The organism is Polymorphospora sp. NPDC051019 (assembly GCF_040683055.1).
In the GTDB taxonomy this organism is placed as follows: domain Bacteria; phylum Actinomycetota; class Actinomycetes; order Mycobacteriales; family Micromonosporaceae; genus Polymorphospora; species Polymorphospora lycopeni.
The window spans coordinates 362,276-387,562 of record NZ_JBFBCH010000002.1; the positions used below are offsets into that span (position 1 = coordinate 362,276).

The 25,287-nt window shown below is 73.8% G+C and carries 22 protein-coding genes; 9 read left to right on the forward strand and 13 right to left on the reverse strand.

Annotated features, from left to right (window positions below; genetic code table 11):
* Window positions 1–111: 111 nt before the first annotated feature.
* Entirely contained in the window at window positions 112–1,215 is a 1,104-nt protein-coding gene (locus tag AB0M79_RS05775) for a cell wall anchor protein (RefSeq protein WP_364208170.1), read from the forward strand.
* Between the two features lie 82 nt (window positions 1,216–1,297).
* Here AB0M79_RS05775 and recG read toward each other — a convergent pair whose 3' ends face one another.
* Both recG and AB0M79_RS05785 read right to left on the reverse strand, forming a co-directional pair.
* On the reverse strand, window positions 1,298–3,502 hold the full coding sequence (gene recG, locus AB0M79_RS05780) for an ATP-dependent DNA helicase RecG (protein WP_364208173.1): 2,205 nt from the start codon (window positions 3,500–3,502) through the stop codon (window positions 1,298–1,300).
* Entirely contained in the window at window positions 3,499–5,217 is a 1,719-nt protein-coding gene (locus tag AB0M79_RS05785) for a DAK2 domain-containing protein (protein WP_364208176.1), read from the reverse strand. Before AB0M79_RS05785 ends, recG begins: the two co-directional genes overlap by 4 nt.
* A gap of 281 nt (window positions 5,218–5,498) precedes the next feature.
* Here AB0M79_RS05785 and rpmB point away from each other — a divergent pair, with 281 nt between their 5' ends.
* Complete coding sequence (gene rpmB, locus AB0M79_RS05790) at window positions 5,499–5,690, forward strand: 50S ribosomal protein L28 (RefSeq protein WP_203899300.1); 192 nt, start codon at window positions 5,499–5,501, stop codon at window positions 5,688–5,690.
* Window positions 5,691–5,798: 108 nt separating this feature from the next.
* On the opposite strand, the gene AB0M79_RS05795 is transcribed toward rpmB, so the two are convergent.
* Entirely contained in the window at window positions 5,799–6,266 is a 468-nt protein-coding gene (locus tag AB0M79_RS05795) for a GNAT family N-acetyltransferase (RefSeq protein ID WP_364208181.1), read from the reverse strand.
* Between the two features lie 149 nt (window positions 6,267–6,415).
* Window positions 6,416–7,354 carry a thiamine-phosphate kinase gene (locus AB0M79_RS05800; RefSeq protein ID WP_364208183.1) on the reverse strand — a complete coding sequence of 313 codons (939 nt, stop codon included), beginning with the start codon at window positions 7,352–7,354 and terminating at the stop codon, window positions 6,416–6,418.
* Between the two features lie 93 nt (window positions 7,355–7,447).
* On the opposite strand from AB0M79_RS05800, the gene AB0M79_RS05805 reads away from it, so the two are divergent.
* Window positions 7,448–7,681: an Lrp/AsnC ligand binding domain-containing protein gene (locus AB0M79_RS05805; RefSeq protein WP_357532655.1), complete on the forward strand. Its 234-nt coding sequence runs from the start codon at window positions 7,448–7,450 to the stop codon at window positions 7,679–7,681.
* Window positions 7,682–8,296: a DUF3515 family protein gene (locus tag AB0M79_RS05810; protein ID WP_364208186.1), complete on the forward strand. Its 615-nt coding sequence runs from the start codon at window positions 7,682–7,684 to the stop codon at window positions 8,294–8,296.
* 156 nt (window positions 8,297–8,452) lie between these two features.
* Here the strand turns inward: AB0M79_RS05810 and AB0M79_RS05815 are convergent, their stop codons facing one another.
* The 5 genes from AB0M79_RS05815 to AB0M79_RS05835 all read right to left on the reverse strand — a co-directional run bounded on the left by AB0M79_RS05815 (window position 8,453) and on the right by AB0M79_RS05835 (window position 13,346).
* Complete coding sequence (locus tag AB0M79_RS05815; protein ID WP_364208189.1) at window positions 8,453–9,556, reverse strand: D-alanine--D-alanine ligase family protein; 1,104 nt, start codon at window positions 9,554–9,556, stop codon at window positions 8,453–8,455.
* 82 nt (window positions 9,557–9,638) lie between these two features.
* Window positions 9,639–10,457, reverse strand: coding sequence for a putative protein N(5)-glutamine methyltransferase (locus AB0M79_RS05820; RefSeq protein ID WP_364208192.1), 819 nt, complete (start codon window positions 10,455–10,457; stop codon window positions 9,639–9,641).
* Window positions 10,458–10,460: 3 nt separating this feature from the next.
* Window positions 10,461–11,585, reverse strand: a complete 1,125-nt coding sequence (locus tag AB0M79_RS05825) for a cystathionine gamma-lyase (protein WP_364208195.1) — start codon at window positions 11,583–11,585, stop codon at window positions 10,461–10,463.
* A gap of 22 nt (window positions 11,586–11,607) precedes the next feature.
* Window positions 11,608–12,630, reverse strand: a complete 1,023-nt coding sequence (locus AB0M79_RS05830) for an NAD(P)H-dependent glycerol-3-phosphate dehydrogenase (protein ID WP_364208198.1) — start codon at window positions 12,628–12,630, stop codon at window positions 11,608–11,610.
* Window positions 12,627–13,346 (reverse strand): lysophospholipid acyltransferase family protein, encoded by a 720-nt coding sequence (locus AB0M79_RS05835; RefSeq protein WP_364208201.1) that lies wholly within the window; start codon window positions 13,344–13,346, stop codon window positions 12,627–12,629. The genes AB0M79_RS05830 and AB0M79_RS05835 overlap by 4 nt, the downstream gene beginning before the upstream one ends.
* 160 nt (window positions 13,347–13,506) lie before the next feature.
* Here AB0M79_RS05835 and AB0M79_RS05840 point away from each other — a divergent pair, with 160 nt between their 5' ends.
* From AB0M79_RS05840 to AB0M79_RS05860, 5 genes are all read left to right on the forward strand, one after another.
* A complete protein-coding gene (locus AB0M79_RS05840; protein WP_364208204.1) occupies window positions 13,507–14,337 on the forward strand; it encodes an NTP transferase domain-containing protein in 831 nt (276 codons plus the stop codon).
* A gap of 379 nt (window positions 14,338–14,716) precedes the next feature.
* On the forward strand, window positions 14,717–14,914 hold the full coding sequence (locus tag AB0M79_RS05845; RefSeq protein WP_357532667.1) for a cold-shock protein: 198 nt from the start codon (window positions 14,717–14,719) through the stop codon (window positions 14,912–14,914).
* 141 nt (window positions 14,915–15,055) lie between these two features.
* Window positions 15,056–17,323 (forward strand): RNA degradosome polyphosphate kinase, encoded by a 2,268-nt coding sequence (locus AB0M79_RS05850; RefSeq protein WP_364208820.1) that lies wholly within the window; start codon window positions 15,056–15,058, stop codon window positions 17,321–17,323.
* A 35-nt stretch (window positions 17,324–17,358) separates the two neighbouring features.
* Window positions 17,359–18,885, forward strand: a complete 1,527-nt coding sequence (locus tag AB0M79_RS05855; protein ID WP_364208207.1) for a CYTH and CHAD domain-containing protein — start codon at window positions 17,359–17,361, stop codon at window positions 18,883–18,885.
* Entirely contained in the window at window positions 18,882–19,775 is an 894-nt protein-coding gene (locus AB0M79_RS05860; protein WP_364208209.1) for a bifunctional NUDIX hydrolase/histidine phosphatase family protein, read from the forward strand. Before AB0M79_RS05855 ends, AB0M79_RS05860 begins: the two co-directional genes overlap by 4 nt.
* A 256-nt stretch (window positions 19,776–20,031) precedes the next feature.
* Here AB0M79_RS05860 and AB0M79_RS05865 read toward each other — a convergent pair whose 3' ends face one another.
* From AB0M79_RS05865 to leuC, 4 genes are all read right to left on the reverse strand, one after another.
* Window positions 20,032–22,002 carry an endonuclease/exonuclease/phosphatase family protein gene (locus AB0M79_RS05865; RefSeq protein ID WP_364208212.1) on the reverse strand — a complete coding sequence of 657 codons (1,971 nt, stop codon included), beginning with the start codon at window positions 22,000–22,002 and terminating at the stop codon, window positions 20,032–20,034.
* A gap of 301 nt (window positions 22,003–22,303) precedes the next feature.
* Window positions 22,304–23,026: an HU family DNA-binding protein gene (locus AB0M79_RS05870; RefSeq protein WP_364208215.1), complete on the reverse strand. Its 723-nt coding sequence runs from the start codon at window positions 23,024–23,026 to the stop codon at window positions 22,304–22,306.
* A 176-nt stretch (window positions 23,027–23,202) separates the two neighbouring features.
* Window positions 23,203–23,790 (reverse strand): 3-isopropylmalate dehydratase small subunit, encoded by a 588-nt coding sequence (gene leuD / locus AB0M79_RS05875; protein WP_364208218.1) that lies wholly within the window; start codon window positions 23,788–23,790, stop codon window positions 23,203–23,205.
* Window positions 23,791–23,805: 15 nt separating this feature from the next.
* Window positions 23,806–25,260 carry a 3-isopropylmalate dehydratase large subunit gene (gene leuC, locus AB0M79_RS05880; RefSeq protein WP_364208221.1) on the reverse strand — a complete coding sequence of 485 codons (1,455 nt, stop codon included), beginning with the start codon at window positions 25,258–25,260 and terminating at the stop codon, window positions 23,806–23,808.
* Window positions 25,261–25,287 lie beyond the last annotated feature (27 nt).

Consider the following 25,287-nt stretch of genomic DNA (forward strand, 5'->3'; position numbering starts at 1 on the left):
CCGGCGCATGTTCGCCGCCGGCGCACGTCGCCGCCGCTGGTCGCGCCCGTTCGGTGAGCGCGCCACCACCCCCCGGCGTCGTGCCTGAGAGCTTCCACCCCAGGAGTACGCGTGATCTCTTCCAAGCTGTCGCTGCGGCGACCGCTCGCCGTCGTCGGCGCCGCGTTCCTCGGCCTAGCCGCCGCGGTCGCGGTCGCCTCGCCCGCCAGCGCCCACCACAGCGTGGTCGACGGCAAGGCCGCCTGCGACACCACCACCGGTGAATGGGTCGTCGACTGGACCGTCACCAGCGTCGCTCCCGCCGAGTCGACCGGCTACCGGCTCTACGAGGTCCTCGCCAAGCCCGTCCCGGTGACCGGCATCGCCGTCACCGAGGGCGACGGCTACCCGCTCGACCCGCACACCCCGCTGACCGGCACCCAGCGCCTGCCGGGCACCACCCAGACGGCCTCGCTGCAGGTCAAGGGCGCCTGGGACAGCGGCCACGAGGACACCAAGTGGAAGAAGAAGACGATCACCCTCGGCGGGGTGTGCGAGAAGGAGGAGCCGCCGCCGGCGACGGCCGCGCCGACGTACACGATCGTCACCGACTGTGACGGCCTGGTCGAGGTCACCCTGACCAACGGCAAGGACGCCACCGCTCCGGCCAAGTTCAAGGTCGTCACCGCCGAGGGCTTCGAGAAGTCCGTCGAGGTCGCCCCGGGCGAGGAGAACACGGTGGAGATCCCGGCCGAGCAGGCCGGCGAGATCACGGTCACCGAGGCCGGCCAGGAGAAGCCGCTGTTCACCGGCTCGGCGCCCGAGGCGGAAGGCTGCCCCACCGCCGGCCTGGAGGTCAGCTGCGAGGACATGACCTTCAGCCTGACCAACCCCGAGGACGGCAGCGAGCCGTTCACCGCCGTCTTCACGCCGAGCACCGGTGACGTCCAGAAGATCACTGTCGCCCCGGGCGAGTCCAAGAGCGTCAAGTTCGCCGGCTCCGCCGGCCTCACCATCGACGCCGTGATCGAGGGCTACGAGGACGACGTGGTCACCTTCGCCTGGGACGAGGAGAAGCCCGAGGACTGCCCCGCCCCGGGCGGCGGTGGCGGCGGTGACCTGCCGCTGACCGGTGCCGCGGCCGGTGGCATCGCGGCCGGTGCCGCGCTGCTGCTCGCCGTCGGTGGCGTCCTGTTCTACCTGGCCCGTCGCCGTCGGGTGACCTTCACCGCCTGAGCATGACGTGCCACGGGGCGCGTCGGTCCGGTCGGACCGACGCGCCCCGTTTGTCGTGAGGTCGGACCGGCCCTCCCGTCCGTCAGCCCTTCTCCAGGTATTCGGCGCGTTCCTCGTCGACCAGGGCGGCCACCGATGCGGCCAGCGCCGGATGCCGCAGCAGCTCCGGATCCTCCTCGACCAGCGCGATCGCCTCCGCCCGCGCGTCGCGGATCAGGTCCGCGTCGCGCAGCAACGACAGCAGCCGCAGGTGCGAACGCCGCCCCGACTGCGTCGCCCCCAGCACGTCGCCCTCCCGGCGCTGTTCCAGGTCGAGTTCGGCCAGCTTGAATCCGTCGGTCGTCGACGCCACCGCGTCGAGCCGCTCCCGGGCCGACGATCCCTCGGCCATCTCGGTGACCAGCAGGCAGAGCCCGGCGGCCTGGCCCCGGCCGACCCGGCCGCGCAACTGGTGCAACTGCGACACCCCGAACCGGTCGGCGTCCAACACGATCATCACGGTCGCGTTGGGTACGTCGACCCCGACCTCGATCACCGTCGTCGCGACCAGCACGTCGAGATCACCGGCGGCGAACGTCCGCATCACCGCGTCCTTCTCGTCGGCCGGCAGCCGGCCGTGCAGCACCCCGATCCGCAGGCCGTGCAGCGGCCCGTCGGCGAGCAGCGGCGCGACGTCGAGCACGGCCAGCGGCGGCCGGCGCCCCGACTCGTCGACCTCGGCGGCCGCCTCCTCCGGCGACGACGAGTCCTCGCCGATCCGCGGGCAGACGACGTACGCCTGATGGCCGGCGGCCACCTCCTCGCGCAGCCGGCGCCAGGCCCGCTCCAGGTAGGCCGGCTTCTCGCTGGCCGGTACGACGTGCGAGGCGATCGGCGACCGGCCGCGCGGCAGCTGGGAGAGTGTCGAGACCTCCAGGTCGCCGTAGACGGTCATCGCCACCGTGCGCGGGATCGGGGTGGCCGTCATCACCAGCACGTGCGGCGGCTGCTCGGCCTTGGCCCGCAGGGCGTCACGCTGCTCCACCCCGAACCGGTGCTGCTCGTCGACGACCACCAGGCCGAGGTCGGCGAACTCGACGCCCTCGTAGAGCAGGGCGTGGGTGCCTACCACGATCCCGGCCCGGCCGCTGGCGACCTCGTCGAGGGCCTGCCGGCGGGCGGCGGCGCCCAGCGAGCCGGTGACCAGCGCGACGCCGGTGCCGGCCGGGTCGCCGTCCAGTTCACCCGGCCGGCCGAGCGGGCCGAGCAGGCCGAGGATGCCCCGGTGGTGCTGGGCCGCGAGCACCTCGGTCGGGGCCAGCAGCGCCGCCTGGCCGCCCGCGTCGACCACCTGGAGCATCGCGCGCAGCGCGCAGACGGTCTTGCCGGAGCCGACCTCGCCCTGGAGCAGCCGGTGCATCGGGTGGGCCGTCGCCAGGTCGGCGGCGATCTCGTCGCCGACCTGGCGCTGCCCGGCGGTCAGCTCGTACGGCAGCCGGCCGTCGAAGGTGGCGAGCACGCCCCCGTCGGTCCCGGGCCGGGCCCGGGCCGGCCGGTCGGCCGCCCGGTGCTTGCGCTGCACCAGGGTCAACTGCACGGCGAACGCCTCGTCCCACTTCAGCCGCCGCCGGGCCCGGAATAGTTCCTCCTTCGTGGACGGCCGGTGGATCTCGCGCAGCGCGGTGCCCAGCCCGACGAGGTTCCGGGTGGCGCGTACGGTCGCCGGCAGCGGGTCGTCCGGCGGGGTGAAGGTGTCCAGGACGACCCGTACGCACCGGGCGATGGTCCAGGTCGGCACCGCCGCCGCGGCCGGGTAGACCGGGATCAGCGCACCCGCGAACTCCTCGATCTCGCCCGCGGCCGCCACCTCGCCGTCCGCCGGCCCGTCGCCGAGCAGCACGTATTCCGGCCCGTTGAGCTGGCGCTTGCCGCGGAACTCCGTCACCTTGCCGGCGAACAGCCCCCACCGGCCCGGGGTCAGTTCCCGGCTGCGCCACGCCTGGTTGCCGAAGAACGTCAGCGTCAGCACCCCGCCGGAGCCGTCGCCGACGGTCACCTCCAGCAGGTTGCCGCGCCGCTGCCGCATCGGGCGTACGGTCGCCTGCCGGACCTGGCCGAGGACGGTGACGTCCTCGCCGACCTCCAGCGACCGGATGTCGGTGTGCTCGCCGCGCTCGTCGTAACGGCGCGGGAAGTGGTAGACGAGGTCACCGGCGGTGTGCAGGTCGAGCTTGTCGGCCAGCGCCCGCGCGGTCTTGTCGCCCACCAGCTTCTTCAGCGGCGTGTCCGCCGTCGACGGCTCGGTCATTCCACCCCCACCAGCAACGGATAGAACGGCTGGCCGCCGTCGTAGGTCTGCACCTCGACGAACGGCCACCGGCGTGCCGCGTAGCCGCGCAACGCCTCGTCCAGGCCGGTCGGGGCGTCGGCGCCGAGCAGCATGGTCACCAGCTCGCCGCCGCCGCCGAGCATCCGGTCCAGCAGCGCCTCGCAGGTCGCCAGCAGGTCGGTGCCGATCACGTGCACCTCACCCTCGACCAGCGCCAGTACGTCGCCCGGCTGGCACCGGCCGGCCATCGTCAACGCCTCCCGGCTGGCGAAGCAGACCTCCGCCGACCGGCACGCCCCGGCCGCCTCGGCCATCTCGATCACGTCGTCGTCGAACCGGCGACCGGGATCGCGTACGGCCAGCGCGGCGAGTGCCTGCACCGGCGACCGGGTCGGCACCACACTGACCCGCAACCCGAGGTGCTGGGCCTCCTCGGCGGCGGCGCGGGCGACCGCCTGGGCGTTGGGGTCGTTGGGCAGCACCACCACGTGGATCGCCCCGGTCGCCCGGATCGCGTCGAGCAGTTCGCCGGTCGACGGCCGGCCGGCGGCCACCACCGCCCCCTCGGCGACGAACAGGGCGGCGAGGCCGTCACCGGCCGCGACCACGACGGCGCCCCGGCCCGCCGGGCCGGCCGGCGGGCCGGTCGGTTCCACCGCCGGGGCGGCGTCGACCTGGTCGGCGAAGCGGGTGACCGCGATCTGGTAGGGCCGGCCGGCGGCGATCCCGGCCTCGATCGCCGCGCCGATGTCGTTGACGTGCACGTGCACGTGCCAGGTGGGCAGTTCGTCGTCGGCGCCGGTGCCGACCACGACCAGCGAGTCGCCGAGGGCGGCCAGGGTGGCGCGCATCCGCTCGAGGGCGGGCGGCCGCGCGTCGAGCAGGAATCGGACCTCGTACGCGAACTCCGGCGAGCCGGCCTCGCGGGCGACGACGGCCGGCGCCCGGACCGACGTCCGGTTGCCGTCGGCGGGCGGGTCCGCGGCGGCGGGCGGCTCCGGGGCCGGCGGGGTCGGGGCCGGCGGGGTCGTCTCGGTCGGCCGCGTTCCGGGCGGCTCGGGCCCGGTGCCGGTGACCACCGCGGTCAGGGCGTCCAGCAGGACGCAGAGGCCGCGTCCGCCCGCGTCGACCACCCCGGCCCGGGCCAGGACCGGCAACTGCTCCGGCGTGCGGGCGAGCGCCTCGGCGGCCGACCGGGACGCCGCCCGGACCACGGTCGCCAGGTCGTCGGAGTCGGCGGTGGCCGCGCCCCGGGCCGCGGCGGCCACGACCGTCAGCACCGTGCCCTCGACCGGGCTCGCGACCGCCGCGTAGGCGGCCGAGGCCGCCACGTCGAGCGCCCCGGCCAGGTCACGGCCACGGACCTCGGGGGCGCCGGCCAGCGCGTCGGCCAGCCCGTGCAGGATCTGCGACACGATCACGCCCGAGTTGCCCCGCGCGCCGAGCAGCGCCCCGCGCGCCATCAGCCGCAGCACCCGGCTGTGCGGCGGGCGCGATCCCTCGGGCGAGTTGTCGAGGTCGAGGGTGAGCGCCTGGTGCGCCGAGGCGAGGGTGAGCACGAGGTTGGTGCCCGTGTCGCCGTCGGGCACCGGATAGACGTTGAGCCGGTCGATCTCCTCCTGGTGGCGCCGCAGCGCGGCCAGGCCGTCCGCACACCATCGACGCACGGCCGCGGCGTCCAGGGTGTCCAGCACGGCGATGAGCCTACTTGCGCCGCCCGACACCCGCCGTCCAGCGCCACGATCCGCGTGATCAGGGAACGCGTCCCGCGTGTCGTCGGCGGGTCGGGGTGCCAGGCCCCTGATCACGCGGATCATGTTGGTGGGCCGGGGGCGATTCGTTGGTCGGCCGGGGTATCGGGTAACCTGACCAGGTTGCCCGGCGACCCTGGTCATCCGTGCCCGCGAGCGGGACGGTGACCGGCCAGGTTCCCGCCGGCGATCGACCGAACGAGCAGATTCCCCAGGAGTATCCCGTGGCTAGCGTGTGTGACGTCTGTGGCAAGGGACCGGGCTTCGGCCACAACGTTTCCCACTCGCACCGGCGGACCAACCGCCGCTGGAACCCGAACATCCAGTCGGTGCGTACCCCGGCCGGTGGTGGCACCACCCGCAAGCTGAAGGTGTGCACCTCCTGCATCAAGGCGGGCAAGGTCACCCGCGCCTGACGCGTCCGCGTCACCGCATTCTTCCGGCCAGCCGCCGGGTCACCACGACCCGGCGGCTGTTCGCGTGCGCCGAATCAGCGGTTGCCGGTCCGGACCGGCAACCGCTGACTACAGGGCGCGCGCGAACGAGATGCAGCCGGGCGCGTCCCGGTAGTAGCCGAAGTTGGGGATCCGTTCGAAGCCGGACGACTCGTAGAGCGCGATCGCCTCGGGCTGCTTGTCGCCGCACTCCAGCACGAGTCGCTTCCGGCCGTGCTCACGCGCCGACCGCTCCACCGCGGCCAGCACCACCCGGGCCAGGCCACGACCGCGGGCCGCGGGCGCGGTGTACATGCGCTTGATCTCGCCCACCTCGCCGCTGTCGCCGTGACTGCGCCACGCGCCGCAGGCGACCGGCTCCCCGTCGACGTACGCGACGAGGAAGGCACCGGCCGGCGGGTCGAACTCGGCGGCGTCGACGGGGGTGTCGTCGCCGCTGCCGCCGTACCGCTGGCCCAGGTCTGCCAGCGCGCTCGCCACGAGCTGCTGCGCGACCAGCGAGCCGTAGCGGACCGTGCGGATCTCGATGTCACTCACCGGTAAAGGGTAGATGGACCAAAGGCCCTTACCCCTGTGGGGTGGGGGTCACGATCGCCCCGGCCGACCGCCCGGCGGGGCCGGCCGGGAGGCGGCAGCGCGGCCGGCCCGGAGGCGGCAGCGCGGCCGGCCCGGAGGCGGCGGCGGGCCTAGCGGAAGTGGTCCCAGCCCGACGGCCCCTTGTACGGCCGGCCGTCGACCGTGACGCCATCCCCCTCGACGACCCGGCCGATCACCTTCCACTCCGGCGGCAACGCCAGCGTGTCCGGAAACGTCGCCGCGAGCGCGTGGTCGTCGCCGCCGCCGAGCACCCACTGGTAGGGGTCGACACCCAGGGCGTGTGCGGCGTCCCGCATCTGCCGGGGGATCTCGAAGGCGTCCCGCGTCACGTCGACCGCCACCCGGCTCGCGGTGGCGATGTGGCCCAGGTCGGCGAGCAGCCCGTCCGACACGTCGATCATGGCCGTCGCCCCGAGCCGCGCCGCCGCCGGCCCGGCCGCGTACGGCACGTCCGGCCGCCGGTAGGACTCCACGAGCAGCTTCGGGGTACGGAACCCACGGGACAGGACGGTGTATCCGGCCGCCGCGTAGCCGACCCTGCCGGCGAGCGCCACCACGTCGCCCGGCCGGGCCCCGCCGCGCAGCACCGGGGCGATGCCGTGCAGGTCACCCAGCGCGGTCACCGCGATGGTCAGGGTCGGGCTCGACGACATGTCGCCGCCGACCACGCAGGCACCCACCTTCGCCGCCTCGGCGGCCAGCCCGTCGGCGAGGTCCTCGGCCCACCGCACGTCGAGCCCGGGCGGTACGCACAGCGCGACGAGCAGCGCGGTCGGGCCGGCCCCCATCGCCGCGATGTCGGCGAGGTTGGCCGCCGCCGCCCGGTGCCCGATGTCCTCGGCGGTCGACCAGTCACGCCGGAAGTGCCGCCCCTCCACGAGCACGTCGGTCGATGCCACGACGCGCCCGTCCGGGGCAGCCACCAGCGCCGCGTCGTCGCCCGGGCCCAGCAGCGCGGTCGGCCCCACCTGCAACCGGGCGGTGACCCGGGCGATCAGCCCGAACTCACCGGTCCTCGCCACACTCACGCGACGGCCTCCCTTGGCTACCGTGATGGTTAGCCCCTACTCCGTACGGTAGTTTCACCTGCGAGCCGCTCGGCGGCGGACAGGAGTGGGGTCGTGGTCCAGGCGTACATCCTCATCCAGACCGAGGTCGGAAAGGCACGTGACGTGGCCGCAACCATCACGGATATCTCCGGCGTGGTCCGGGTCGACGCGGTCACCGGGCCGTACGACGTGGTGGTGCTCTGCGAGGCGCACACCGTCGACGAGCTGGGAAAGCTGATCGTGAGCAAGGTACAGATGGTGCCCGGGATCACCCGCACGTTGACCTGTTCGGTGGTGCATCTCTAGGTGGTGGATCAGATCACTCCCACGCATGAACCGGACCGCGACGCGGGTCCGGACCGCACCACCCGGCAGGCGGCGATCTGGGCGACCGTCGTGGCGCTGCCGATCGCCGTCCTCGTCGGGCTCTTCGCCTTCTCCCAGATCAACGGCGGCGGACCGATCGCCGGCCCCTCGCCGTCTGCCGACCCGGCCGCGGGGCAGCTGGCGACGCCGGTCGAGATGGCCGCACCGGAGCTGGCCGAGCGGCCCGCCGTCGTCTGCCGTGCCCTGTTGTCGCAGATCCCGCCGACCGTGCGCGATCTGCGGCAGCGGCCGGTGACCGCCGGCGCGGAGCAGAACGCGGCGTACGGCGAGCCGCCGATCACGGTCGCCTGCGGGGTGCCGGCCGCCGAGTTCCCGCCCACCGACCCGGTCTGGGTCGTCAGCCGGGTCTGCTGGCACTCGGTCGAGCAGACCGACGCGGTGGTCCTCACCACGGTCGACCGCGAGGTGCCGGTGCGGGTGACCGTGCCGCGCGCCTACCCGGAGGCGTTGCAGTGGCTGGCGCCGCTGTCCGACTCGATCGTCGAGTCGGTCCCGTCGGCGACGTCCGGAATCCCGTCCGGCTGCACCGGCTGACCGCGGGCCGGCCCGCGTATCCCGCCGGCCCGCGTATCCCGCCGGCCCGCGTATCCCGCCGGCCCGCGTATCCCGCCGGCCCGCGTATCCCGCCGGCCCGCGTGCCCGGCCGGCCCGCGTATCCCGTTGGCCGGGAAAGCCCGGCGGGCCGGTCGCTCAGTGCAGGCCGGAGCCGCGCCGCAGGGCGGTACGGATCAGCCGGCTGACCAGCTTCGGATACTCCAGCCCGGTGGCCGCCCACATCCGCGGGAACATCGACGTCGACGTGAACCCCGGCATCGTGTTGATCTCGTTGAGATAGACCGTGTGGTCCGGGGTGACGAAGAAGTCGACCCGGGCCAGTCCGGCGCAGTCGAGCGCGGTGAACGTACGGCAGGCGTACTCCTGGACCTGTCGGGCCACGTGTTCCGGCAGGTTGGCCGGGATGTCGTACTCGCAGGAGTTGTCGAGATACTTCGCCTCGAAGTCGTAGAAGTCGTGCCCCTGCTCGACGACACGCACCTCGGCGAGCAGCGACGCCTCCGGCGCCCCGCCGGCCTCGCCCTCCAGCACGCCGCACTCCACCTCGGCACCGACGATCGCCGCCTCGACCAGCACCTTCGGGTCGATCTGCCGGGCGGCGGCCACCGCCGCGTCGAGGTCGGCCCAGTCGCTGACCTTGCTGATGCCGTACGACGAACCGGCGCGCGACGGCTTGACGAAGACCGGCAGCCCCAGGCGCTCCTTGTCCTCCTCGGACAGGGTCACGCCGTTGCGCAGCACCGCGTACGGCCCGACCGGGATGCCCTCGACGGCGGCGAGCTTCTTGGTGAACTCCTTGTCCATGGCGGCCGCCGAGGCGAAGACGTTCGCCCCGACGTACGGGATGCCGGCCATCTCCAGCAGACCCTGGATGGTGCCGTCCTCGCCGTACGCGCCGTGCAGGGTGGGGAACACCACGTCGACGCCGTCGAGTGCCTGGCCGCCGCGGATCGGGTCGAGGATCAGCAGGTTGTTGCCGACCGGGTCGGCGGGCAGCACCACCATCTGACCCGAGTCGACGGTGATCTCGGGCAGCCGGCGCTGGGCGATGGCGAGTTGCGAAGCGTCACCGTCGGTGAGCACCCAGCGGCCGTCGCGGGTGATGCCGATCGGCACGACCTCGAACTCGTCGGGGTCGAGGGCGGCGAGCACGGCACCGGCACTCACGCAGGAGATCCCGTGTTCGGTGCTGCGACCGCCGAAGACGATGGCGACCCGGGTCTTCCGTGGGCTCGTCACGCAGGCTCCTTACTCGTTCTCGGCTGCCCGGATCTGGCGCAGCCGGTCCGTCGCGGCGCTACCCGCGTCCACCCGGCAGACCCTACTCTGCGTGCTCGGTCCGCGGGTCGATGACCGGAGTAAGCCCATCCGCCGGGCGACGGCCGGACAGGACGGTGGCTCCAAGATCTTCATCATGTACGACCGCGGCGGCAAGCCCGCTGTCCGCCATGATCCGCGCGGCCGCCACCGCCTGCGCCGCACCCGTCTCCACGACCAGGTGCCCGCCCGGCGCCAGCCAGCCGGTGGCCCGACCGGCGACCCGCCGCAGCACGTCCAGGCCGTCGGGGCCGCCGTCGAGCGCCGCGCGGGGCTCGTGCAGCCGGGCCTCCGGCGGCAGCAGCGCCACCGCGTCGGTCGGCACGTACGGCACGTTCGCCACGAGCAGGTCGACGTCGCCGGCCAGCCCGGCCGGCAGCGCGTCGAACAGGTCACCCGCGTACACCCGCCCGCCGTACGGGGCGAGGTTGCGCCGGGCGCAGCCGACGGCGGCCGGATCGACGTCGGCGGCGACCAGCCGGGCCGGCCGGATCCGGTGCGCCACGGCGGCGGCGACCGCGCCGCAGCCGCAGCACAGGTCGACGACGGTCGCGTCCGGCCCGGTCAGCTCGACGGCACGGCGGACGAGCAGTTCGGTACGGCGGCGCGGCACGAACACCCCGGGTTCGACGGCGAGCCGCAGGCCGGCGAAGTCGACCCGGCCGAGCACGTGCTCCAGGGGCAGGCCGGCGACCCGGCGGGCGACCCGGTCGGCCAGGTCGGCGGCGCCACCGCCGGCGGCGACCAGCAGCGCGGCCTCCTCCTCGGCGAAGACGCAGCCGGCGGCCCGCAGCCGACCGACGATCGCGGCGACGTCCGGCACCGGCTAGGCCGACCGGTCCAGCGCCCGGCCGATGTCGGCCACCAGGTCCGCGGTGTCCTCGACGCCGCAGGAGAGGCGTACGAAGCCGGGTGCGGTGTCGTCGCCCCACTGCGCGCGCCGGTCGGCGGTGGTGTGCAGGCCGCCGAACGACGTGGCGGCGAACACCAGCTCGGCGGCCGACAGGAAGCGCGCCACCCGCTCGGCGCTGCCGAGGTCGAACGCGACGATCCCGGGCACCCGCCGCATCTGGGTGCTCGCCACCGGATACGCCGGGTCGTCCTCGAGGCCGGGCCACCGTACGCCGGAGACGTCGGAGCGCGACCGCAGCGCCCGGGCGACGGCGGCCGCGTTGGCCGACTGCCGGGCCAGCCGCAGGTCGAGGGTTGCCAGCGAGCGGTGGGCGAGCCAGGCGTCGAACGGGCCGGGCACCGAGCCGGTGGTGTCCCGCCAGGTGCGGACCGTTGCCAGCAGCTCCGGTGACCGGGTCGCCAGGTAGCCGAGCAGCAGGTCGGAGTGGCCGGTGAGCGCCTTGGTGCCGGACGCGACGACGAGGTCGGCGCCGAGGTCGAGCGGGCGCTGGCCGAGCGGTGTCGCGGTGGTGTTGTCGACGGCGAGCAGGGCGCCGGCGGCGTGCGCCCGCGCGGCGAGGTCGGCGATGTCGCAGACGTCCAGGCCGGGGTTGGCCGGGGTCTCCAGCAACACCAGCCGTACGCCCTCGAACGACGGGTGCGGACCGGCTGTCGGCACCGTCCGCACCGTCACCCCGTTGGCCGCCAGCACCGAGTCCGCGAACGCCCGCACGGTGAAGTAGCCGTCCGCCGGCAGCACGACGGTGTCACCGGACCGCACGAGGGAGAGCAGCAGCGCGGTCAGCGCCGCCTGCCCGCTGGCGAAGGCGAGGCAGTCGCCGCCCTCCAGCTCGCCGATGGCGGCTTCCAGGTTGCGCCGGGTCGGGTTGCCGGGGCGGCCGTACCAGTCCCGGCCCGCGGCCGCGTCGCCGCCGGCGGGATCGAGGTGGTACGGCGCGGCGAACACCGGCCCGGGCAGGAACGGCTCCCCCGGCGCCGGCTCGGGCAACCCGGCGTGCACGCAGCGGGTGCCGTCGCCGTACCCGTCGGTCTGGCTCATCGTCGCTCCCGGTCCGTCGGCGTCACTCTGGCTTGGTGGTACGGCTCATCAGCGCGGTCAGCGCCACCCGGGGATCGACCCCCTCGTGGCAGACCCGCTCGACCTGCTCGGTGATCGGCATCTCGACCCCGTGGGCGCGGGCCAGGTCACGGATGGCGAGGCAGCTCTTGACCCCTTCCGCGGTCTGCCGGGTCGCGGCCTGCGCCTGCTCCAGGCTCTCACCGCGGCCCAGGTGCTCGCCGAAGGTCCGGTTGCGTGACAGCGGCGAGGTGCAGGTGCCGACCAGGTCGCCGAGGCCGGCCAGACCGGCGAAGGTGAGCGGGTCGGCACCCAGCGCGACACCGAGCCGGGCGGTCTCCGCCAGCCCACGGGTGATCAGGGTGGCCTTGGTGTTGTCGCCGAGCCGCATCGCGGTCGCGATGCCGTACGCGAGCGCGATCACGTTCTTGACCGCCCCACCCAGCTCGGTCCCGATCACGTCCCCGTTGGTGTACGGGCGGAAGTACGACGTCGTCACCGCGTTCTGCACGAGCGTGGCGCGGTCGGTGTCGGTGCAGGCGACCACGGTGGCGGCCGGCTGCCCGGCGGCGATCTCGGGCGCCAGGTTGGGGCCGGAGACCACGACGACCCGGTCGGCGGCCACCCCGGCCGTCTCCACGATCACCTGGCTCATGCGCTTGGTGGTGCCGAGTTCGATGCCCTTCATCAGCGAGACGAGGGTGGCGTCGGAACCGACGAACGAGGCCCACTCCGCGAGGTTGCCCCGCAGGGTCTGCGACGGTACGGCCAGCACGACCAGCCACGCCCCGGAGATGGCCTTGCCGGCGTCGGCGGTGGCCGTCACGTTCGCCGGCAACCGCAGGCCGGGCAGGTAGTCGGGGTTGGTGCCGGTGGCGCGGATCGTCGCCGCGACCTGCTCGCGCCGCGACCAGATGGTCACCTCGTTGCCCGCGTCGGCGAGCACCTTCGCGAAGGCGGTTCCCCAGGAGCCGGCCCCCAGGACCGCCACGTGCCCACCCGGGGCCCGCCCGCTACGCTCGCTCACCGGCCCGCCCCGGATTCCGGCGCGGTCGGCTGCCACAGCGGTGGGGGTGTGCCGCCACGGATCTCGGCGAGCAGGTCACGCAAGTGCAACATGATCTCCTCTGTCATCTCGTCGAGGGTCGCCTTGGTCGGTGCGGCACCGGTCCACCGTTCGAGGTCCACCGGCGGCCCGGCCTTCACCTCGACCGGGATACGCGGCCGGAGGCTGAACCTCTTCGTCCGCGGGTCGAAGATCTGCTGCGGACCCCACATCGACACCGGCACGACCGGCGCACCGGTGGCCAGGGCGAGCCGGGCGGCGCCGGTCTTGCCCCGCATCGGCCACAGTTCGGGCTCCCGGGTGGTCGTCCCCTCGGGATAGACCACCACGGCACCGCCGGCCTTGACCGCCGCGACCAGCAGGTCGAGCGACTTCGCGGCGTCGGTCGTGCCCCGCTCGACCGGAATCTGCTTGACCTTGAGCAACATGCGGCCGACGACCGGGACCCGGAACACGCTCGCCTTGCCGAGGAACTGCGGCCAGCGGCCGGCGTCGTAGACGAAGTGCCCGCAGACCAGGGGGTCGGCGTGCGAGATGTGGTTGGCCACGACGATGACGCCGCCGCCGGTGGCGAGGTGCTCCGCACCCGACCAGGTCCGGTGGGTCCACAGGGTGAGGACCGGCTTGACGACGACCACCACCAAACGCCGCCAGAACCCCAGCCTGCGCCGCGCCACGCTGCCTCCTCGTTTCCACACCGGCCACGGTCCGACCGGTGCCGCGATCGTTGCCGCGGCCGATTCTCCGGGTACCGGGGGCTCGAAGCGAAATCATGCCCGTTCCACCTGGGTACGACCAGGCAGGGTCGGCCACGTGCCGGGCTGGCAGGATTGGCGCGTGCGGGAGCCGACGTGGGTCGTGGTGGTGCCGGTCAAGCGTCTGGCCACGGCGAAGAGCCGGCTGCGCGGCGCGCTGGCCGACCCGGGCGCCGAGGCGCACGCGCGGCTGGCGCTGGCGATCGCCCTCGACACCGTCGCCGCGGTGCTCGCCTGCCCGCCGGTCGACCGGGTGCTGGTGGTCACCGACGACCCGATCGCCGGGCCGGCCCTGGCCGCGCTGGGCGCCTCGGTGGTGCCCGACGTCCCGGACGCCGGCCTCAACGCGGCCGTGGCCCACGGTGCGTCGCTGGCTACCGACCGGTGGGTGGCGGCGCTCGCCGCCGACCTGCCGGCACTACGCCCGGCCGATCTCGCCGGCGCGCTGCGGGAGGCCCTGGGAGGGCTGACCGTGGGCGGGCCGACCGTCGGCGGGCCGACCGTCGGCGGGCCGGGCGAGGGCACGGTGGCCGTGCGCGGGGCGGGCGAGGGTGGGGCGGCCATGGGCGGGGCGGTCGACCTGGGCGGTGCCGGGTGGGGCTCCGCTCCCCCCACCGCGCGGCGGCCGGCGCCGGGCCGGCCGGGGCGCCGGTTCCTGGCCGACGCGCCGGGCACGGGCACGGTGCTGCTCACCGCCCCGCCCGGCGTACCCCTCGATCCACGCTTCGGGGTCGACTCCGCCGCCCGGCACGCCGCCTCGGGCGCGCTGCCGCTCACCGGCGGGTGGCCGACCCTACGCCGTGACGTCGACACTCCCGCCGACCTCGCCGCCGCCGCCGGCCTCGGCCTGGGTCGCCACAGCGCCGCCCTCGTCCCGGCCGCCGCCGGACACCTCGGAGATGAGCGAAGGTGACGGCGAGAACCGCCCGACTACGGAGGACTGGGGCGGTTGTCGTGGAAGCGCCCGTTGGTGGTCCTTGCTGATCTGGGCGGGAGAGACCTTATCCAGGCTCGATAAGGTCTCTCCCGCCCAGATCAACCGCGTCTCCTTGTGACCCGCCCCATCCACGCACATCGTTCACGCGACCCGACACGCGATCATGGGGATGATGTTCACAAGTCGGGCGGGAAACGCCACGTTTTCTCCATGATCGGCGGACTGGGGGCGACAGGCGGCGGGGGGCAGGCGGCAGGCGGCGGGGCGCGGCAGGCGGCAGGCGGCGGGGCGCGGCAGGGGCGGGGCGCGACGCGTGACAGGTGCGGGGCACGAGGCGCGCGGGTACGGTGCTGGCATGCAGGGGACCGTCGCCACCTACGATCCGCTCACCCGCTCCGGGACGTTGCTGCTCGACGACGGCGACGAGATCGCGTTCGGGGCGCCGGCCTTCGACGCGTCGGGGTTGCGGCTGCTGCGCCCGGGTCAGCGGGTCCGGGTCGAGCACGACGAGTCCGGGCAGGTCAGCAGGGTCACGTTACCTACATTTCAATGATCGAAATGTGGCATGTTGATTTGGCGGTCACCCGGATCGGGTGATGATGAATGGGTGACGAATCCAGCCGGCCGCCGCCCCCCGCACCAGCGCCAGTCCCGTGCCGACCAGTCACCGACGCCCGACGACGAGCGCCCGCCGGTGCCGCGTGGCCAGGTCCGACGGCGTGGTTCCAACGGGCGATTCGTCCGGCGCGACAACTCGACGACGGCGCTGAGCCCGGGTGTTCCGCCGCGCCCCGAGCCGCCGGCCGGCACCGGTGATCCCGACCCGGACCGGGCGCCGTCGGTCGCGCACGACCCGACCGACTCGCCGCCGCCGGACGGCGTGCACCCGGCGACGCTGGAGCCGCTGCCGGAGGACCGGTTCCTCAACCGGGAGTTGTCCTGGCTCGATTTCAACGCCCGGGTGCTCGCCCTCGCCGAGGACCCGGCGACACCGTTGCTGGAGCGGGCGAAGTTCCTGGCGATCTTCGCCAGCAACCTCGACGAGTTCTTCATGGTCCGGATCGCCGGTCTCAAGCGCCGCCTCCAGGCCGGCCTGCCGATGCGCGGCGGCGACCGGCTGCCGCTGCGCACCCAGCTCGAGCTGATCGCCGAGAAGACCGCCGGCCTGGTCGCCCGGCACGCCCGCTGCTTCGTCGACGACGTACTGCCGCGGCTCGCCGCCGAGGACGTCCACCTGGTGCGGTGGGCCGACCTGGACGCCGGCGAGCGTGAGCAGTTGCGGACCTACTTCCGGGAGGCGATCTTCCCGGTGCTGACGCCGCTCGCGGTCGACCCGGCGCACCCGTTCCCGTACATCTCCAGCCGCTCGCTGAACCTGGCCGTGGTGGTGCGTGACCCCGATGGCGGGTCGGAACTGTTCGCCCGGGTCAAGGTGCCCAACAACGTGCCCCGGTTCGTACCGGTGGGTCCGAGCCGGCCGGCCCGGTTCCTGCCGGTCGAAGACCTGATCTCCACCCAGCTCGGGCAGCTCTTCTCGGGCATGCAGGTCGTCGAGTGCCATCTGTTCCGGGTGACCCGCAACGCCGAGGTCGAGGTCGACGAGGACCGCGACGAGGACCTGCTCCAGGCCCTGGAGCGGGAACTGGCCCGGCGCCGGTTCGGCCCGCCGGTCCGGCTGGAGGTCGCCGCGTCGGTCTCCGACCACGTGCTCGACCTGCTCGTACGTGAGCTGGACATGGACAGCCACGACGTCCTGCGGGTGCCGGGCCTGCTCGACCTGTCGTCGATGTGGCAGATCTACGACGCCGTCGACCGGCCCGATCTCAAGGAGCGGCCGTTCGTACCCGCGACCCATCCCCGGCTGGTCGAGGGCGAGGTGCCGCGCAGCGTCTTCTCCGTGGTCCGTGACGGCGACATCCTGGTCCACCACCCCTACCACTCGTTCTCCACCAGCGTGCAGCGGTTCATCGAGCAGGCCGCCGCCGACCCGAACGTGCTGGCGATCAAGCAGACCCTCTACCGTACGTCCGGCGACTCGCCGATCGTCGACGCGCTGATCGACGCCGCCGCCGCCGGTAAGCAGGTGGTGGTGCTGGTCGAGGTGAAGGCGCGCTTCGACGAGGTCGCCAACATCGGCTGGGCGCGGATGCTGGAACGGGCCGGCTGCCACGTCGTCTACGGCCTGGTCGGGCTCAAGACGCACTGCAAGACCGCGCTGGTCGTACGGCAGGAGGGCAACCAGATCCGCCGCTACTGCCACATCGGCACCGGCAACTACCACCCGAAGACCGCCCGGCTGTACGAGGACTTCGGGATGCTGACCGCCGACCCGGAGGTCGGTGCCGACCTGACCGACCTGTTCAACGTCCTCACCGGCTACAGCCGGCAGACCGCCTACCGCCGGCTGCTGGTCGCGCCGCACGGGGTGCGCAGCGGCATCATCGAGCGCATCGACCAGCAGATCGAGCAGACCCGGCGGGGCGGCCGGGGCCTGGTCCAGATCAAGGTGAACTCGCTCGTCGACGAGGACATCGTGGACGCGCTCTACCGGGCGTCGCGCGCGGGCGTACGCGTCGAACTGGTCATCCGCGGGATGTGCACGCTGCGGCCGGGCGTACCCGGGCTCTCCGACAACATCCGGGTCCGGTCGATCCTCGGCCGGTTCCTCGAGCACTCGCGGGTGTTCCGGTTCGGCGCCGACGAGTCGGCCGAGTTCTGGATCGGTTCGGCGGACCTGATGCACCGCAACCTCGACCGGCGGGTCGAGGCGCTGGTACGGGTCACCGACCCGGTCGCCCGCGCCGAACTGGACCACATCATCTCGTCGTGCATGAGTGACGACGTGGAGGCGTTCGAGCTGGCCGGTGACGGCACCTGGGCCCGGCGGGTCAGCAGCGACGACACCCCGCTGGTGCACCTGCAGGAGGCGCTGCTGCGCCGCGTCGTCGGCGGCGCGAGCTGAGCGGCGGGCCGGAAGATCTGGTTAGGCTGGCCGACATGCTGGAGGAGGAACGCAAGTACGAGGCCGATCCGGCGTACGCGGTCCCCGACCTGGCCCCGGCCCTGCCGGACGGGGGACGGGTGGTGGAGCGGTCGCCGGCCACCCTGACCGCGACCTATCTCGACACGTCCGATCTGCGGCTGGCGCGGGCCGGGGCGTCGCTCCGGCACCGTAAGGGCGACCCGCTGCCGTGGACGGTGAAGTTCCCGGCCGACCTGCCGGGCCGGCGGCACGAGGTGTCCCGGCCCGGCCGGCCCGGCCAGCTGCCGGCCGAACTGTCCGCGCTGGTGACCGCCTACTCGCGGGGCGCGGCGCTGGCCCCGGTCGCGGTCGTGCGGACCGTCCGCCGGGCGTACGAGCTGCGGGACGCCGACGACCGGCTGCTGGCCGAGGTCGCCGACGACGCGGTATCCGTGCTGGACGGGCGCAAGGTCCGCGCCACGTTCCGCGAGATCGAGGTCGAGCTGGGGGACGGCGACGCCGAACTGCTCGACCGGGTCGGTGAGGTGTTGTGCGCGGCCGGGGCGCGGTCCGGCGGGTTCACCCCCAAGCTCGTACGCGCCCTCGGCCCCGCCGCGCAGGAGGGTCCCGACCTGGTCGCCCCGGCCGGGCTGCCGGACGAGCCGACGGCCGGCGACGTGGTCACCGACGCGGTTCGCAAGCACGTCCGGCGGATCCTCGCCCACGACCCGCTCGTCCGGCTGCGGGTGCCGGTCGGCGACGACACCGCCGTGCACCAGATGCGGGTCGGCTGCCGGCGGCTGCGTAGCGACCTGCGTACGTTCCGGCCGCTGACGAAGTCGTCATGGTCGCGGGCGTTGCGCGACGAGGTGAAGTGGCTCGCCGACGCGCTCGGCGGGCCACGCGACGCCGAGGTGCTGCGCGACCGGCTGCGCCGCACGGCCACCGGCGACCCGCTCAGCCCGCTCGACGAGGCGGCGGTCGCCCGGATCGACCAGGTGCTGGCCGTACGGCAGGAGTCGGCGCTGGCGGCCCTCGACGAGGTCCTGACGTCCGACCGCTACGCCGCCCTGGTCGAGGAGCTGGTGGCCGCCGCCCGCGAGCCGCGGCTGACGAAGCGGGCCGGGCAGCCGGCGGCCGACGTACTCCCCCGGCTGGTGGCCAAGCCGTGGCGCCGGCTGGTGTTCGGCGCGGACGGCGTCGACGGTGCCGGCGAACTCGGCCCGACCGATCCCGACGAGCGCTGGCACGACACCCGGATCGACGGCAAGAAGGCCAGGTACGCGGTCAACGCCGTCAAGCCGGTCGTCGGCGCACCGGCCCGGAACCTGGGCAAGGCCCTGTCGAAGGTGCAGGATCTGCTCGGCGAGCACCAGGACGCGGCGGTGGCCGCCGACGCCTGGCTGTCGATCGCCGCCGAGCACCCCGCCGACCACGCGCTCGCGGTGACCGCCGGGCGACTCGCCGAGCGGGAACGCCAGATCATCCACCGGGTCCGGGCCGAGTTCCCGCAGCGGTGGAGCCAGGCCACCGAGCATCAGCTCGTCGCGTGGCTGCCGTGACCGTCCCGATCCGCGCCGCGGGCGGCGTGGTGTGGCGGCCGGCCGGCTCCGGCGAGGTCGAGGTCTGTGTGGTGCACCGGCCCCGCTACGACGACTGGACCCTGCCGAAGGGCAAGCTCGAACCGGGTGAGCATCCGCTGCTCGCGGCAGTACGGGAGATCGCCGAAGAGGCTGACGTCGGTGGGGTGCCGCAGGTCCGCTTGTCGGGCATCCGCTACGGGATGCGCGACGGCACACCGAAGTCGGTCGACTACTGGTCGGTGCGGGCCGTCGACCGCGGCGGCTTCCAGCACGAGACCGAGGTCGACGCGATGCGCTGGCTGCCGGTCGGGGCAGCGGCGGGACTGCTGACGTACGCGCACGACGCGACCGTCGTACGCGAGTTCGCCCTGCTGCCCCGGGTGACGGCCGTGCTGGCCGTCGTACGGCACGCCAGGGCTGGCAAACGCGCGACCTGGACCGGTCCGGACGTGGCCCGGGAGTTGGACGCGGCCGGGCGGGTCCAGGCGGCCGGGCTGGCCGGACTGCTGGCCGTGGTCCGGCCGGAGCGGCTGGTGTCGGCGGCGCCGCGGCGGTGCGTGCAGACGCTCGCCCCGCTCGCCGACCGGCTCGACCTGCCGATCGAGGTCGACTCGGGCTTCGACGAGCCGGTGCCGGGTCAGGACGGGGACGAGAACGCCCTGGCCGCCGCCGGCCGGCTGGTCGAGCTGGCGACGGCCGGGCGGCGGTCGGTGGTGTGCAGTCAGGGCAAGGTGCTGCCGGCGGCGCTGGCCGCCCTGGCCGGTGGGGCTGCGGGCGACTTTTACACGCCGAAGGGCACCGGCTGGCTGCTGGCGTTCGCCGGTGAGCGTCTGGTCGGTGCCGACCGACTCGACCCGGCGGCCGTCTGACCCCGGACGCGCGGCCTGATCCCGGACGCGATCTGATCCCGGACGCGGCCTGATCCCGGACAGCGTCCGGCTTCGGCCCGCCCAGGTGTCGGGTGTCCGCCCGGTGGCGGGTGTGCCGCCCGGGCGCACAGCGAATTCGCTGTGCGTACGCCGAATTCGCTGTGGCGTCGAACAGCGGTACCGGTCCGGGCGAGCGGCGGGCGGGCCGTCGGGCGCCGTCAGGCGAGCGGCGGGCGGGCGGATCGGGCGAGCGGCGTCACGTCCGGGCGCGGTCGAGGGTGACGGCGACCGCGAGGTGGTCGGAGGCGGTACTGGGCGGCGCGGCGGCGTCGGTCGCGGTCAGCCCGGCCGAGACGAAGATGTGGTCGATCTGCTCGTCCGGGGCGTCGGCCGGCGCGGTCGGCAGTGGTCGGGCCGGCGCCAGCGCGTCGACCAGGCCGGCGTCGGTGAACACCTGGAACGCCGGATCGCCCGGCTCGGTGTTGAAGTCGCCGGCGACCACCAGTGGCCGCCCGGCGGCGTACCCGGTGGCGAAGCGGACCACCTCGCCGGCCTGCACGACCGGCCCGTCGTCCGGTGGCGGCTGGAGGTGGGTGGAGACGACCACCAGTTCGCCGATGCCGGTGTCCAGGACGGCGGCCAGGGCCTGCGCCCCGGTGGGAGCGCCGACGGGCGTGAGACGCACGGTACGGGTCTCGGTCACCGGCAGCCGGGTCAGGATCGCGTCGCCCCACACGGCGTCGGCGGCGGGCGCGAAGACGTACCGCATGCCGAGCCGGTCGGCGATGAGGGCGAGGGTGTCGTGGCCGCCGTTGAGCAGCCAGGCCCGGTCGACCTCGCTGAGCGCGACGACGTCGGCCCGCTGCCCGGCGACGACGTCGACCAGCCCGGCGAGGTCGAAGCGCCCGTCGAGCCCGAAGCCCATCCGGACGTTGTAGGCGACCACCCGGACCGGGCCGGGTTCCGGTTCGCGGACCTGCACCGCGTTGTTCGGTACGGCGACCGCGGCGAGCAGGGTGGCGACGGCCGCCGCCACGGTCACGAGAAGGGGCCGGCGCACCGCGGATCCCGGTCGGCGTACGGGGCGCCGCATCACGACCGCCGCGACGAACAGGGCCAGGACGACCGGTACCCACTGGTTGGGGTAGCCGAGGTCGTAGGCGGAGTAGTAGAGCACCGCGCCGACGGCGAAGACCACCATCCCGCCCACGACGGCGAATCCGGCGCGCATTCCGGGTCGCCCGGAGCCCGGCACCCCGGCCGGTCCCCGGGTGGTGGCGGCGGCAGCGGAACCGGTGGCAGCGGCGGCTTCCGGAGCGGCGGGGGCTTGCGGGGCGGCGGGGGCCGCCGGGACGACGGGGGCAGCGGGGGCGGCCTGGGCCAGGCAGGCACCGAGCCCGACGGCGGTCAGCAGGATCGCCGGGATCAGCAGGGTGGTCGGCGGCACGACGAACATGACCGTGCCGGCCAGCAACGGCACGGGTGCCAGCCAGCGCATCGGGCCGCGGGGCGGGCGGGCCAGCCCGGCGCCGGCGAAGAGCGCGACCGCCGCCGCGGTGACCACCCCGGGCCAGGTGTCGCCCAGCGGGTTGGATCCGGCGGTTCCGGCCGCGCCGCCGTACAGATAGGACACCGCCGTGGTGGCCAGGGCCGGCGATCCGGCGATCATCCCGGAGAGCAGCAGGGCCGGCCCGACGAGCAGCCACGGCGCGGCCCGGACCGGCCCGGGTGCGGATTCGGCCCGCCAGCTCAGGGCGAGGAAGGCGGCGACCATGGCACCGGTCAGCACCCAGGACAGCGGATCGGTCCGCCAGGTGAGGTCCAGGGTGTCCAGGGCGGTGTGCAGTACGGTGCCGGCGGCCAGGCCGAGGACCAGTCCGGGGGTCGGATCGGCGGTTCCGGCGGCGGTGGCGGCGAGCCACACCAGTCCGGCGAGCAGGCCGAAGCTGGCCACGTAGAGCTGCACCTGACCGCCGTCGGTGGCGCCGAGGCCGGCCCGGCAACCGCCGAGCACGATCGCGGCGGCGAGCAGCACGGGACGTGGACCGACCCGGCGGACCAGTGGCGGGGCGCCGAGCGCGAGGACGAACCACATCAGGGCGAAGGCGCCCATGAGTTCGGCGGGCGTGGCGGCGGCCTGGCCGAAGATGGTGATGATCGAGGGCAGCCAGACGCGCAGGACGTCGACGAGCAGGGCGATGCCAAGTGCGGTGGCGGCAACCGACATGGACGACCGGCGCACGGTTCCCCCTCGGGTTGGCGGTCCCTCTCGGACGGGCGGGACAACCCGAGTCATTCTCGTGTTCCATCCCCCACCGATCAAGGGCCGCGTTTTCCGCCGCCCACGGGCCGCGATTCCCCACCGATCAGGGGCCGCGTTTTCCGCCACCCACGGGCCGCGATTCCCCACCGATCAAGGGCCGCGATCCCCGCCGGCCAAGGGCCGCGATCCGGGGCGGCCGGCCCCGGCACGCGAGAAGGCGCCCATCCCGTCGGGGATGAGCGCCTTCTACGCCGTACGCGCCGGGTCAGCTCCGGGCCGCGGCCTTGCGGGCCGGGGCCTTCTTCGCGGCGGTGGTACGGGTCGTGCTCTTGGTCGCCGCGGCCTTCTTGGCAGCGGTGGCGGACTTCTTCGCCGGCGCGGCCTTCTTGGTCGCGGCGGCCTTGGTGGCGGTGGCCTTGGTGGCCGCCTTGGTCGCGGTCTTCTTGGCGGCGGCCGTCTTGGCCGGCGCCGTCTTCTTCGCGGCCGCCGTCTTGGCCGGCGCCGCCTTTGCGGTGGTCTTCTTGGCCGCGGCGGTGGTCTTCGCCGCGGCGGCGGTCTTGGCAGCGGTGGCGGTCTTGGCGGCGGTGGTCTTCTTCGCCGCGGCCGTCTTGGCCGGGGCGGCCTTCGCGGTCGTGGCCTTCGCCGTTGTGGCCTTCGCCGCCGTGGTCTTCGTGGCCGCGGCGGTCTTGCGTGCCGCGGCGGCCTTCGGGGCCTTGCCACTGGCGACCATGTCCTTGAAGCCGGCGCCCGGCCGGAACGCCGGCACCGCCGTCTTCTTGACCTTCACCGCTTCGCCGGTGCGCGGGTTGCGGGCTGTTCGCGGTCCCCGCACACGCTTTTCGAAGACTCCGAAACCGGTCAGTGCAACGCGGTCGCCCTTGGTGACCGCCGCCTGGACCTCTGCGAGAACCGCGTCGAGCGCCGCAGTCGCCGTCTTCCGGTCCCCCAGGCGAGCGGCAAGCGCCTCGATGAGCTCGGCCTTGTTCACGACTTTCCCTCCCGAATGTACTTCTGGACTCAACGCGAGCCATTCTGCGCGCACGGTATGCCCTTTGCCACCAGTACACAAACATCCGCCGGAAAAAAGTCGTTGTGTCGTAACGGATTCGCCCCCGTCGGCCAGGCCGACGGGGGCGAAAACCGCTGTGCGGTCAGGCGTACGGCCTAGGCGACCACTGGCAGGAAGGGCAGCCGCCGCTCCTCGTAGGCGCCGATCGCCGACTCGTGCCGGAGCGTCAAACCGATGTCGTCCAAGCCTTCCAGCAGCCGCCACCGGCTGAAGTCGTCGAGCGGGAACGACCAGGCCGCGTCGCCGACCCGGACCTCGCGGGCGGTCAGGTCGACGGTCACCGCGGTGGCCGGGTCGGCCTCCAGCCGGGTCCACAATTCTTCGACGACAGCCAATTCCAGCTCGACCGGCAGAAGACCTTCCTTGAGCGCGTTGCCGCGGAAGATGTCGCCGAAGCGCGGCGAGACGACGGCCCGGAACCCGAAGTCGCGCAGCGCCCACACGGCGTGCTCGCGCGACGATCCGGTGCCGAACTCCGGCCCGGCGACGAGGATCGACGCACCGGAATACCTCGAATCGTTGAGCACGAATGCGGGATCCTCCCGCCATGCGCTGAACAGACCGTCGGCGAAGCCGGTTCTGGTCACCCGCTTCAGATACACCGCCGGGATGATCTGATCTGTATCCACATTGGAGCGCCGCAGCGGCACCGCGCCGCCGGTGTGAACGGTGAACTTTTCCATCGTCTTCTCAGCCCTTCACAGGTCGGCGGGAGCGGCGAGACGGCCGGTCACGGCGGTGGCCGCGGCGACCGGCGGCGACACCAGATGGGTACGCCCACCACGGCCCTGCCGGCCCTCGAAGTTGCGGTTGGACGTCGACGCCGATCGCTCGCCGGGCCGGAGCGTGTCGGGGTTCATGCCCAGACACATGGAGCAGCCGGCGAAGCGCCACTCGGCACCGGCGTCGATGAAGACCTTGTCCAGCCCCTCGTGTTCGGCCGCCTCCCGCACCGCGGCCGAACCCGGCACCACCAGCATCCGTACGCTGTCGGCGACCTTGCGCCCGCGCAGCACGTCGGCGGCGGCCCGCAGGTCCTCCAGCCGGCCGTTGGTGCACGAGCCGACGAAGACCACGTCGACCGGCACGTCGCGCAGCGGCGTACCGGGCCGCAGGTCCATGTATTCCAGGGCCCGCTGGGCGGCGGTGCGCTCCGCGTCGTTGTCGAAGTCCTCCGGCGCCGGCACCGCGGCGTTCAGGGCGGCGCCCTGGCCCGGGTTGGTGCCCCAGGTGACGAACGGGCTGATCCGGCCGGCGTCGAGCGTCACCTCGGTGTCGAAGGTCGCCCCCTCGTCGGTGGGCAGGCTGCGCCAGTACTCCAGCGCGGCGTCCCAGTCCGCGCCCTGCGGCGCGTTCGGCCGTCCCTTGAGGTACGCGTACGTCGTCTCGTCCGGCGCGATCATGCCGGCCTTGGCACCCCACTCGATCGACATGTTGGCGATCGTCATGCGGCCCTCCATGGACAGCGCGCGGATCGCCTCGCCGCGGTACTCGACGATGTGGCCGCGGCCGCCGCCGGTGCCTACCTGGGCGATCAGGGCGAGGACGAGGTCCTTCGCCGTGACGCCGGGCGCCAGTTCACCGACCACGTTGACCGCCATCGTCCTCGGCCGGGCCTGCGGCAGCGTCTGGGTCGCCAGCACGTGCTCGACCTCACTCGTGCCGATGCCGAACGCCAGGGCGCCGAACGCGCCGTGGGTGGCGGTGTGCGAATCGCCACAGACGATCGTCAGGCCGGGCTGGGTCAGGCCGAGCTGCGGGCCGATGACGTGGACGATGCCCTGGTTGTCGTCGCCGAGCGCGTGCAGCTTGACGCCGAACTCGGCGCAGTTGCGGCGCAGCGTCTCGATCTGGGTACGCGACGTCGGGTCGGCGATCGTCAGCAGGTCACCGCGGCGGGCGTTGAACGACGGATCGTCGTACCCGGTCGGGGTGTTGTGGTCCTCGGTCGCGAGCGTGAGATCCGTACGTCGCACGCGGCGGCCGGCCATCCGCAGGCCGTCGAACGCCTGCGGGCTGGTCACCTCGTGGAGCAGATGCAAATCAATGAAGAGCAGATCCGGCTCACCCTCGGCGGATCGCACCACGTGAGCGTCCCAGACCTTCTCGGCCAGGGTCCTGGGCGATGTTGGCTTCGGAGTGACTCCCACCATCTGGACATCCTAAATTCTGGGAGGTAT